Genomic DNA, 11,441 nt, shown 5'->3' with positions numbered 1-11,441 from the left:
ACAAAAAATCAGGCACAATTTCTTGTGCCTGATTGACGTTACTTGATGGGGGCGGGCTGTTCCGCGGGTCTGGCTTTTTCCAGTCGCGCCAGATCGAGCGCGATATTTACCGTTTCATCCAGGTACGGATCCGGCTCCTGATAATCTTTCGGTAGATCATCCAGTTTCTTCAGTTCCGGTTTACCCTCGCGTTTAAAACGATCGTTCAAACGCGCCAGACGTGTCGCATCGTCTTCGTTATTCTCTTTTTCACGCACGGCGTAGTTCAGAGAGACGATATTGCGCTTGTCCTTCATGGCGTTGAAACGTGCGATATCCTTCATGATGTTCTGGAATTCAGGATCTTTCGCGATACGCGCATTATGTTCTTTCAGTAACTCCGGCTCAAACACCGTTAAGTCTCCTGATTTCACATAGGTTGCCGCGTTAATGCTATCCCACGGCAGCGCATTATCTTCAAATTTCTCACCCGTTTCCGTCTCTTCATTACCCGTCGGCATGATGATATCTGGCGTTACGCCTTTGCGTTGCGTACTGCCGCCGTTAACGCGATAGAACTTCTGGATCGTATACTGTACAGAACCCAGCGCTGGCCATTCCGGGCGTAACATCTGATCGTAGATACGATTCAGAGAACGATACTGCTGTACGGTTCCCTTACCGAAGGTCGGCTCACCCACAATCAGTGCACGACCGTAATCCTGCATTGCTGCAGCAAAGATTTCCGAAGCCGAAGCACTGAAACGGTCAACCAGCACCACCAGTGGGCCTTTATAGAAGACCTGACCATCGGTATCGCTATCTTCACGGACTTTGCCGTTATTATCGCGAACCTGCACAATCGGGCCAGATGGGATAAACAGGCCAGAAAGCGACACTGCTTCCGTCAGCGCTCCGCCACCGTTGCTCCGCAGATCGATAATGATGCTGCTGACATTCTGTTTTTCCAGTTTCTGTAACTGAACTTTGACATCATCTGTCAAGCCAACGTAGAAACCAGGAATATCCAGCACGCCGACTTTTTCTTTACCGACGGTTTTCACAGACATTTTAACCGCGCGGTCTTCAAGACGAATACGTTCCCGCGTCAACGTCACCGTGCGGGTCTTAGTGCCTTTACCAGCGGGCAGAATTTCTAAACGAACTTTACTGCCTTTCGGCCCTTTGATTAAGGCAACGACATCATCAAGACGCCAGCCAATCACATCAACCATCGGCTTGCCCGTTTGACCAACGCCGACAATTCTGTCGCCCACGCTGATAGCTTTACTCTTCGCTGCCGGACCACCTGCCACCATCGAATTGATCACGGTGTAGTCATCATCCATTTGCAGCACTGCGCCAATCCCTTCCAGCGACAGACTCATTTCAGTATTGAATTGTTCGGTATTGCGCGGGGAAAGGTAATTGGTATGCGGATCGATTTCGCGAGCAAACGCCGTCATTGCCAGCGAGAAAACATCTTCGCTGTTGGTCTGCGCCAGGCGACGAATGGCGAATTTATAACGACGCGTCAGGGTCTCGCGGATTTCTTTATCCGTTTTTCCCGCCAGCTTCAGGCTTAACTCGTCGAATTTAACCTTACTGTCCCACAGCGCATTCAACTCAGCTTCGCTTTTCGGCCAGGGGGCTTTACTGCGATCCAGGTTATAGGTGTCGTTGCCGGTGAAATCCATCGGCTTTTCCAGTACTGACAACGCGTACTGGTAACGTTCAAAACGGCGCTTTTGCGCCAGGTTATAAAGATCGTAGAAAACGTCAAGTTTGCCGGAACGCAGTTCGTCACCCAGCTCAGTTTTCTTTTTGGCAAACTGTTCAACATCGCTCGCCAGCAGCACATTGTGGCTGTAATCAAGCAGATTCAGGTAACGGTCAAAGATTTTGGCCGAAAATGCCTGATCGAGATCGAACTGACGATAATGGGAGCGGGTAAAGCGCGACGTTACGCGCTCACTCACCGTCGCATGCTGCGTCTCTTCCTTTAATACAGGAATTTGATCAGCTCGCGTAATATCTTCTACTGCGAAGGTCTGGCCTGCTATTGCAAGCAGGCCAGCTAACGCGGTAAGCCTAAAAAACATGTTCATGCCTGGCCCGGCCTCCGTTTCAGAACACCAGGTGTTCTGCGCGCACAATCAAAGACATACCCGAATTCAGTTGGACGCGGACGCCGTCTTTGGTGATTTCTAATACGGTTGCATCCATCGCGTTTTGACCCGCTTTCACCTTCAGAGCCTGTCCAACAGTCAGAGCTGAAATGTCAGAAACTGGGGTGTGCTGTTCTTCGCGAGGTGCTTTTACTGTTTTTGGCGCTTTCTCTGCCGGTTTTTGCGCACGTGGTTTACGCTCAGCGCCTTCTTTGCGGCGTGGCGTAGTCGGACGTGGCTTGCGTTCGCGGCGTGGTGCGTCTTCTTTCTCTCCAGCAGCTATGGCAGCTTCGCGTTTTTTCGCTTGCTGTTCAGCACGTTGAGCCTGAACGCGCGCTTTCGCTTCTTCAAGCTGCTTGCGAGCATGTTCTACGTGTTGCTCGTCCAGCTCACCGCATGGGTTGCCGTCAAGATCGACACGCGTCGCGCCTGGTTTTACGCCATACAGGTAGCGCCAGCTCGAAGTATAGAGACGTAAAGCGGATCGCAGTTGCGTTTTGCTCAGGTTCATTTCCCCGGCAACGCGATCGACCAAATCCTGAAAAATACCGATTTTCAGCGGACGCGCTTCACCTTCCGCACTGAAACAGTGGGGAAAACGTTCGGCCAGAAACGCGATTACTTCTTTACTGCTATTCAACTTAGGTTGATTTTCCATGAAATTTCCTGATTACAACGGACGTAGCCAACAAGCGCAGGCATGAACAGGCGTCATTATAATGACGTCATCAGTAAATGCTACGTTATCCGTTGATTATCCTGCGACGCTCGCAAAGAATTTTTTGTAATCCGTCGTTGCAAGCACCTTTTCAAGCTGTGCCACAAGCTGGCGTAAGCCTTGCTCGTCCTCGCCTGTAAAGCGACTGAAGACCGTACTGTCGATATCGAGAACACCAATAATCTGATTTTTCACCGCCAATGGCAGGACAATTTCAGAATTACTCGCCGCATCGCAGGCAATATGCCCGTCGAAGGCGTGAACATCCTCGATTCGCTGTACTTCATTACGGGCAACTGCAGTGCCGCACACACCACGCCCGACAGGGATCCGCACGCAGGCAATTTTGCCCTGAAACGGTCCAAGTACCAACGTATCATCTTCAAGCAGGTAAAATCCCGCCCAGTTTACGTCGGCAAGACGCTCGTATAGTAACGCGCTGGTATTCGCCAGTGTTGCCAGAAAGCTGGTTTCTCCTGTCATCAACGCATTAAAGTCACGGTTTAAATCCGCGTAGAATTCTGTTTTGTTCATTATATAATCACTTGGTTGTCTTACCTGGAACTGCCAGCCTATTAAAATAAGCATTAAATGCGTTAATGCTCAAGATCATTCCCATCATGGGTTAAGATTAATGCTAATTCTTATTGCAACTGGTTCTTCATGGCACTTAACACCCCACAAATTACGCCAACAAAAAAGATAACAGTGAGGTCAATCGGCGAGGAACTGGCGCGTGGTGATTATCAACGGTGTCCGCAATGTGACATGTTGTTCAACCTCCCCACGATAAATTCATACCAAAGTGCCTATTGCCCGCGCTGTCAGGCGAAAATCCGTGATGGTCGCGACTGGTCGCTAACCCGACTGGCGGCAATGGCTTTTACTATGATATTGCTGATGCCGTTTGCCTGGGGCGAACCGCTATTACATATCTGGCTATTAGGTATTCGTATCGACGCCAATGTAATGCAAGGTATCTGGCAAATGACCAGACAGGGCGATGCGATAACGGGCGCAATGGTATTTTTTTGTGTGATCGGCGCGCCGTTAGTCCTGGTTTCCTCCATCGCTTATTTATGGTTCGGCAACCGGTTGGGCATGAATCTGCGCCCGGTACTACTGATGTTGGAACGCCTGAAAGAGTGGGTAATGCTGGATATCTATCTGGTTGGTATTGCCGTCGCGTCTATAAAGGTACAGGATTATGCCCATATTCAGACAGGTACCGGTCTGTTCTCTTTTATCGCATTAGTAATTTTAACGACCGTGACATTGTCACATCTTAATGTTGAGCAGCTTTGGGAGCGCTTTTACCCACAACAATCAGCCTCTCACTGTGACAAAAAATTACGCGTTTGCCTTGGTTGTCACTTTACGGGTTATCCTGATCCACGTGGTCGCTGCCCACGTTGCCACATCCCGTTACGCTTACGTCGCCATCACAGTGTGCAAAAATGCTGGGCCGCACTGCTGGCCTCCGTCATTTTGTTATTACCGGCCAATCTACTGCCTATCTCCATTATTTATCTTAACGGCGGACGACAGGAGGACACGATTCTTTCAGGGATTATGTCGCTGGCGAACAGCAATATTGCGGTAGCCGGGATTGTGTTTATTGCCAGCATCCTGGTGCCGTTTACCAAAGTGATTGTTATGTTCACTTTATTGTTAAGCCTTCATTTCAAGTGTCAGCAAGGACTGCGTACAAGAATGTTATTACTCCGACTGGTGACCTGGATTGGCCGCTGGTCAATGCTCGATCTATTTGTTATTTCATTAACCATGTCGCTGATTAATCGCGATCAGATCCTCGCTTTTACTATGGGACCGGCTGCGTTTTATTTCGGCGCAGCGGTTATTTTGACTATTCTTGCAGTGGAATGGCTGGACAGCCGCTTATTTTGGGATGCACATGAGTCAGGAAACGCCCGCTTCGACGACTGAAGCGCAGATTAAAACCAAACGACGTATCTCACCTTTCTGGCTGCTGCCATTCATCGCGCTAATGATTGCTGGTTGGCTGATTTGGGGCAGTTATCAGGACCGGGGTAATACCGTCACCATCGACTTTATGTCAGCGGACGGTATTGTCCCTGGCCGCACGCCTGTTCGTTATCAGGGGGTTGAGGTTGGAACAGTGCAGGATGTCCGCCTCAGCGACGATCTACGTAAGATTGAAGTAAAAGTTAGCATCAAGTCCGATATGAAAGATGCGCTACGCGAAGAGACACAATTCTGGCTGGTGACGCCGAAGGCCTCGCTGGCAGGTGTTTCCGGGCTGGACGCGCTGGTCGGCGGTAACTACATAGGTATGATGCCAGGTAGAGGTAAAGAGCAGGATCACTTTGTCGCACTCGATACCCAACCGAAATATCGGCTGGATAATGGCGACCTGATGATCCATCTGCAAGCCCCCGATCTTGGTTCGCTGAATAGCGGTTCGTTAGTCTATTTCCGTAAAATCCCGGTCGGGCGCGTGTATGACTACACCATCAATCCCAATAAACAAGGGGTGGTAATCGATGTACTGATTGAACGACGATTCACCGATCTGGTGAAAAAAGGCAGCCGTTTCTGGAACGTTTCCGGCGTTGATGCCAATGTCAGTCTGAGTGGCGCGAAAGTGAAACTGGAAAGCCTGGCAGCACTGGTTAACGGCGCGATCGCTTTCGATTCACCAGATGACTCAAAACCTGCGGCGCCAGATGATACTTTTGGTTTGTATAAAGATTTAGCCCACAGTCAACGTGGCGTAATTATTAAACTGGATCTGCCAGGCGGCACAGGATTGAGCGTCGATACCACGCCGTTAATGTATCAGGGACTGGAAGTCGGGAAACTCACCAAACTGGATTTAAATCCCGGCGGCAAAGTAACGGGTGAAATGACCGTTGATCCCGGCGTCGTGGCGCTATTACGTGAAAATACCCGCATAGAATTACGTAATCCGAAATTATCCCTCAGCGATGCCAATATTAGCGCCCTTCTGACCGGAAAAACGTTCGAACTGGTGCCCGGTGATGGTGAACCACGTAAAGAGTTTGTCGTTATTCCTGGCGAAAAAGCGTTGTTGCATGAACAGAATGCTCTGACGCTTACCCTGACGGCCTCCGAAAGTTATGGCATTGACGCGGGTCAACCATTGATTCTACATGGCGTGCAGGTAGGCCAGGTTATTGATCGTAAACTCACCGACAAAGGCGTCACCTTTATCGTTGCCATTGAACCACAGCATCGCGAACTGGTAAAAGGCGATAGCAAATTTGTCGTCAACAGCCGTGTCGACGTAAAAGTGGGACTGGATGGCGTGGAGTTTCTCGGTGCCAGCGCTTCGGAATGGATCAATGGCGGTATCCGCATTTTGCCGGGCAAAAAAGGTGAGATGAAAGCCACCTACCCGCTGTATGCCAATCTGGAAAAAGCCCTGGAAAACAGCCTTAGCGATTTACCCACCACGACGGTCAGTTTAAGCGCAGAAACTCTACCAGACGTACAGGCGGGATCTGTCGTGCTGTACCGTAAGTTTGAAGTCGGAGAAGTGATCACCGTACGTCCACGGGCCAATGCGTTTGATATCGATCTGCATATCAAACCTGAATACCGTAATCTCCTGACCAACAATAGTGTGTTCTGGGCTGAAGGCGGGGCGAAAATTCAGCTTAACGGCAGTGGCCTGACCGTTCAGGCGTCTCCTCTCTCCAGAGCATTAAAGGGCGCAATCAGCTTCGATAACCTTAGCGGCGCGAGTGCCAGTCAACGCAAAGGCGATAAGCGTGTTCTGTACGCTTCGGAAACCGCCGCTCGCGCAGTCGGCGGACAGATCACTCTCCATGCTTTTGATGCCGGGAAACTGGCGGTCGGCATGCCAATTCGCTATCTCGGTATTGATATCGGGCAAATCCAGACGCTGGATCTGATCACCGAACGCAATGAAGTACAGGCGAAAGCGGTACTTTACCCGGAATATGTCCAGACCTTCGCCCGTGGTGGTACACACTTTTCGGTAGTCACACCGCAAATTTCGGCGGCAGGCGTTGAGCATCTCGATACCCTCCTCCAGCCGTATATCAATGTCGAACCAGGGCGTGGTAATCCTCGTCGTGATTTTGAATTACAAGAGACCACCATTACCGATTCTCGTTACCTCGATGGCTTAAGTATTATTGTCGAAGCGCCGGAGGCCGGTTCGTTAGGCATTGGGACGCCCGTATTGTTCCGTGGTCTGGAAGTGGGCACAGTCACCGGAATGACACTGGGGACACTGTCAGACCGTGTAATGATCGCGATGCGCATCAGTAAACGCTACCAACACCTGGTGCGTAACAATTCCGTCTTCTGGTTGGCATCGGGTTACAGTCTGGACTTTGGTCTGACGGGCGGCGTGGTGAAAACAGGCACCTTTAACCAGTTTATCCGTGGCGGCATTGCTTTCGCGACTCCGCCCGGCACGCCGCTGGCGCCGAAAGCCCAGGAAGGCAAACACTTCCTGTTACTGGAAAGCGAACCGAAAGAGTGGCGTGAGTGGGGAACTGCACTACCACGATAATGCGTACAGCTCCGGCGTGCTTGCGCCGGAGTGTTTATGCTAAACTGCGCGCCTGTTTTTTTGCCGGTGGTATATACTTGTGGCCCAACACGCCGTTTATTTCCCAGACGCCTTTCTGACGCAAATGCGCGAAGTGCTGCCTTCGACGCTCTCTTTTGATGATTTTCTTGCTGCCTGTCAGCGCCCGTTGCGTCGTAGCATTCGCGTTAATACGCTGAAAATTTCCGTGGCTGATTTCCTGCAATTAACAGCGCCTTATGGCTGGACATTAACGCCGATTCCGTGGTGTGAAGAAGGTTTCTGGATTGAACGTAGCGATGACGATGCATTGCCGCTGGGTAGCACCGCTGAACATTTAAGCGGCCTGTTTTATATTCAGGAAGCCAGTTCAATGTTGCCCGTTGCTGCGCTGTTTGCCGACGATAATTCTCCGCAACGGGTGATGGATGTCGCTGCCGCGCCCGGTTCAAAAACCACGCAAATTGCCGCCCGGATGAATAACGAAGGGGCGATCCTTGCCAATGAGTTTTCTGCCAGTCGGGTAAAAGTGTTGCACGCCAATATCAGTCGTTGTGGCATTAGTAACGTTGCGTTAACGCATTTTGATGGCCGCGTGTTTGGTGCGGCACTGCCAGAAATGTTCGATGCTATTTTGCTGGACGCCCCCTGTTCCGGTGAAGGCGTGGTACGTAAAGATCCCGATGCGCTGAAAAACTGGTCGCCGGAAAGCAATCTGGAAATCGCCGCGACCCAGCGGGAACTGATCGATAGCGCATTTCATGCGCTACGCCCTGGCGGTACGCTGGTTTACTCAACCTGCACATTAAACCGGGAAGAAAACGAAGCCGTTTGTCTATGGCTGAAAGAGACTTACCCCGATGCAGTAGAATTTTTACCGCTTGGCGATCTTTTCTCTGGTGCGGACAAGGCGCTGACCGAAGAAGGCTTTTTGCACATTTTTCCACAAATTTACGACTGCGAAGGCTTTTTCGTTGCCCGGCTGCGTAAAACCCAGACGATTCCGGCTTTACCCACACCGAAATATAAAGTCGGAAATTTTCCGTTTAGCCCATTAAAGACACGCGAAGCCTCTCAAATCAGCCTGGCAGCAGAGAGCGTTGGCTTACAGTGGGGTAACAATCTGCGCCTTTGGCAACGTGATAAAGAAGTCTGGTTATTCCCGGTTGGCATCGAAGTGTTAATCGGTAAAGTTCGGTTTTCCCGTCCGGGAATAAAACTTGCCGAGGTGCATAACAAAGGGTATCGCTGGCAGCATGAAGCGGTCATTGCGCTGGCATCGCCCGACAACGCTAACGCGTTCGAGCTGACAGCACAGGAAGCGGAAGAATGGTATCGCGGACGAGATGTTTACCCGCAAGCCGCACCAACATCAGATGATGTGTTAGTCACTTTTCAACATCAACCGCTCGGCTTAGCTAAACGCATTGGCTCGCGCTTGAAGAACAGTTACCCGCGAGAACTGGTGCGTGACGGAAAACTGTTTACCGGCAACCTCTGACAACGCACAAAAAGCGCACGTTTTGACTGGCGAATCTGACTGCCTTGACTACGCTGAAAAATGGTGCGGCCGAACTGGTCGTACCACAATCGGCACTTAAATGGAGAGCACGAAGATGAAAACCAGTGTGCGCATAGGCGCTTATGAAATCGACGACGGTGAGTTGCACGGCGAATCGCCAGGCACTCGAACGTTAACTATTCCCTGTAAATCTGACCCCGACTTATGTATGCAACTGGATGCCTGGGATGCCGAAACCAGCATCCCGGCTCTGCTAAACGGCGAACACTCTGTCCTGTACCGTACCCGCTACGATCAAAAATCTGATGCCTGGATTATGCGTCTTGCCTGATCCAAAAAGAACCCGTCGGCATGACGGGTTATTTATCCTGATTATTTTCCCGTAGTAAAATCCTCTCCTAAACTTAACGGTACGGCACCACACTTCGGGGATGAAATGTTCGCGCTGGTACTTTTTGTTTGTTATCTGGACGCGGGTTGTGAAGACATTGTTGTGGATGTCTACAACACTGAGCTGCAGTGCCTTTACTCAATGAACGATCAACGAATCCGCCACGGCGGCTGTTTTCCCATTGAAGATTTTATTGATGGATTCTGGCGACCGGCCCAAAAGCACAGTGATTTTTAATTACTGGAGCTGTTCCAGCGTGAGCGTCCCACCGAAGACAGCGCCAGTATCGATATAATGCAAGTTACCGATATCTACACGATGGCGTAATGGCGTAATGGCGTAATGGCGTAATGGCGTAATGGCGTATGACCGAACCAGAAATGATCAGCGCCCGTAATCCCCTGCCCCTTTTGACCTTCAATCAACCGCAAACGGCTCCACAACACTTGATGTAGATCGACTTCCTTTTGCTATTCATAAATATCGCTGGGGTAATCAGCATGAGCAATAACGTGTTTGCCCGTGCTACTGTTCAGTTCAATAATCCACGGCAGACGCTGGCAGTTTACCAGCATCATTTTCACTTGTTCCCGTTGCTTATCAGCCAGTCCGATAAACCAGTTGCCGCCATTCATGAACCATAATGACATCTGTTGTGATGCCAGCGCATCCATCGCCATCTGCTCATGATTACCTCTTACCGCTCTAACCCAACGTTGCTCCAGTAGTTGCAGGCAACGCAAACTCTCCAGGCCACGATCAATGACATCACCTACCGAGATCAGTAAGTCTTGCCATGGTTCAAAACGGTAGTTCCATAATTTCGTACGCAGTTGCGTCAGACAGCCATGAATATCCCCCACCAGCCAAATATGTCGCCACTGACTGCCATCAATTCTCTGATAGACACGCTCTCTCTGTTTCATCAACTTTTCACTCCCGTGCAGAAAGTTATTTCATTTCAATGAAAATGCTAAAAAATTGAAATTAGACAGTGAGCGCGTGTTAAAGATTATAGACTATCCAAATTGCATTGAACCTTTGTTGTAAGTAAGGTCGGGCACCTGAACAGGCTCACCAGGAGCATAATCGTCGCTTCGTCCTTCAACCAGACATTTGAGTGCTTTTAGATCACCAGCGAATTCTGTCGTGTGATGAGGATTCAACAGGTCATCCACTTTACATGGCGCCAATCCTTTTTCTGCCCTCACATCATCCATTCCTGTTTTCAATGTATACAGGAATAACAGATCCCGGACATAACGATCCCGGTCATCAGTTGTCTTTCCTTCACGAAGAGCACCTTTAACGTTATCGGTACCTTCATTTTGTACTTCAAATACCTCCGCTCTTTTCGTCATTAAAGCATCAACCAAATCTTTTATGGGAGGATAAAGATCTTCACGCTCACTGGTATTTGTTGCACAGGAATATGCGGTTACCATAACAGCCACTTTTTCCTCCTGCTCTGGAGTGAGGATATGATTATGGTTAAGTTCACTCACTGCCTCAGGAACGGGCGTAGTACCATTACCGGATACATACATCCATGAATAAAGATTTGAAGCTCCATTATTAGTCGGCAACATGTTGAGATTCTCCTGAATAAAAAACACAACATCATTAACACATATTAATCCCTGCACGCAACACGCACAAAAAATAAATTATATGATATCCATCATAAAAATTAACACATTAACAATTAAAATTATCTCTAATAAATATTTTTGCACTAAAACAAAAATACTTTTCATAAAGATTAACAAAAAAAATAAATAACCCGATAAGCCAGGCGCTTGATTCTGACTCTCAGAGGCAAGTTACTGCACTCAACAGGAACAATAAACGGCAAGAAAGATCATAAGTAAAAAAGAAAATATAGTGATACTAAAGGGTCGCAACCTCTGTTGGTGAACTTATTGATAAAGGTGAAAAGTGTATCCACATATATCATGATCTTTAAGAACAGGAGAGTCATTTATCGTTACCGCTCCAGAGACAACTAAATTAAATATCGCTACACACCTAATAAAAAAATAACTTATCTATGCATTTTAATACCTCGACAGAAACAATAGATTTTGCAGTCCACA

Annotated in this window: 9 protein-coding genes and 1 pseudogene; 5 read left to right on the top strand and 5 right to left on the bottom strand. The window is 49.1% G+C overall.

The annotated features are described in order from the left end of the window. Positions 1-38 precede the first annotated feature (38 nt). The 3 genes from prc to msrC all read right to left on the bottom strand — a co-directional run bounded on the left by prc (position 39) and on the right by msrC (position 3,399). A complete protein-coding gene (prc, locus tag EA14781_RS06400) occupies positions 39-2,087 on the bottom strand; it encodes a carboxy terminal-processing peptidase (RefSeq protein ID WP_001055803.1) in 2,049 nt (682 codons plus the stop codon). Positions 2,088-2,106: 19 nt separating this feature from the next. Next, positions 2,107-2,805, bottom strand: a complete 699-nt coding sequence (gene proQ / locus EA14781_RS06395) for an RNA chaperone ProQ (RefSeq protein WP_000431383.1) — start codon at positions 2,803-2,805, stop codon at positions 2,107-2,109. Positions 2,806-2,901: 96 nt separating this feature from the next. Further along, on the bottom strand, positions 2,902-3,399 hold the full coding sequence (gene msrC / locus EA14781_RS06390; protein WP_001043893.1) for a free L-methionine (R)-S-oxide reductase MsrC: 498 nt from the start codon (positions 3,397-3,399) through the stop codon (positions 2,902-2,904). Positions 3,400-3,528: 129 nt separating this feature from the next. Here msrC and yebS point away from each other — a divergent pair, with 129 nt between their 5' ends. The 5 genes from yebS (at position 3,529) to EA14781_RS06365 (ending at position 9,582) form a co-directional block, all read left to right on the top strand. Continuing rightward, complete coding sequence (yebS, locus tag EA14781_RS06385; RefSeq protein ID WP_001207285.1) at positions 3,529-4,812, top strand: membrane integrity lipid transport subunit YebS; 1,284 nt, start codon at positions 3,529-3,531, stop codon at positions 4,810-4,812. Further along, positions 4,781-7,414 carry a lipid-binding membrane homeostasis protein YebT gene (yebT, locus tag EA14781_RS06380; protein WP_000076948.1) on the top strand — a complete coding sequence of 878 codons (2,634 nt, stop codon included), beginning with the start codon at positions 4,781-4,783 and terminating at the stop codon, positions 7,412-7,414. The genes yebS and yebT overlap by 32 nt, the downstream gene beginning before the upstream one ends. Positions 7,415-7,493: 79 nt before the next feature. Beyond that, on the top strand, positions 7,494-8,933 hold the full coding sequence (gene rsmF, locus EA14781_RS06375; RefSeq protein ID WP_000046972.1) for a 16S rRNA (cytosine(1407)-C(5))-methyltransferase RsmF: 1,440 nt from the start codon (positions 7,494-7,496) through the stop codon (positions 8,931-8,933). Between the two features lie 115 nt (positions 8,934-9,048). Next, positions 9,049-9,285 carry a DUF1480 family protein gene (locus tag EA14781_RS06370; RefSeq protein ID WP_002462308.1) on the top strand — a complete coding sequence of 79 codons (237 nt, stop codon included), beginning with the start codon at positions 9,049-9,051 and terminating at the stop codon, positions 9,283-9,285. A 105-nt stretch (positions 9,286-9,390) separates the two neighbouring features. Continuing rightward, positions 9,391-9,582: a YdfD/YebW family protein gene (locus tag EA14781_RS06365; RefSeq protein WP_000457832.1), complete on the top strand. Its 192-nt coding sequence runs from the start codon at positions 9,391-9,393 to the stop codon at positions 9,580-9,582. On the opposite strand, the pseudogene pphA reads toward EA14781_RS06365, so the two are convergent. Further along, positions 9,583-10,271 (bottom strand): annotated as a pseudogene (gene pphA, locus EA14781_RS06355) (protein-serine/threonine phosphatase). A gap of 93 nt (positions 10,272-10,364) precedes the next feature. Then, entirely contained in the window at positions 10,365-10,934 is a 570-nt protein-coding gene (locus EA14781_RS06350; protein WP_000938092.1) for an NleF caspase inhibitor, read from the bottom strand. Positions 10,935-11,441 lie beyond the last annotated feature (507 nt).

The sequence above is a fragment of the Escherichia albertii NBRC 107761 = DSM 17582 genome, from assembly GCF_000759775.1.
GTDB lineage: Bacteria > Pseudomonadota > Gammaproteobacteria > Enterobacterales > Enterobacteriaceae > Escherichia > Escherichia albertii.
Note: the sequence above shows the minus strand (reverse complement) of the source record. Positions and strands in the feature narration are given on the sequence as shown.

Bases quoted from the DNA above. Each gene is read 5' to 3' on its own strand.
- yebT (WP_000076948.1), top strand. From the start codon at position 4,781: ATGAGTCAGGAAACGCCCGCTTCGACGACTGAAGCGCAGATTAAAACC.
- proQ (WP_000431383.1), bottom strand. From the start codon at position 2,805: ATGGAAAATCAACCTAAGTTGAATAGCAGTAAAGAAGTAATCGCGTTT.
- EA14781_RS06350 (WP_000938092.1), bottom strand. From the start codon at position 10,934: ATGTTGCCGACTAATAATGGAGCTTCAAATCTTTATTCATGGATGTAT.
- prc (WP_001055803.1), bottom strand. From the start codon at position 2,087: ATGAACATGTTTTTTAGGCTTACCGCGTTAGCTGGCCTGCTTGCAATA.
- msrC (WP_001043893.1), bottom strand. From the start codon at position 3,399: ATGAACAAAACAGAATTCTACGCGGATTTAAACCGTGACTTTAATGCG.
- EA14781_RS06365 (WP_000457832.1), top strand. From the start codon at position 9,391: ATGTTCGCGCTGGTACTTTTTGTTTGTTATCTGGACGCGGGTTGTGAA.
- yebS (WP_001207285.1), top strand. From the start codon at position 3,529: ATGGCACTTAACACCCCACAAATTACGCCAACAAAAAAGATAACAGTG.
- EA14781_RS06370 (WP_002462308.1), top strand. From the start codon at position 9,049: ATGAAAACCAGTGTGCGCATAGGCGCTTATGAAATCGACGACGGTGAG.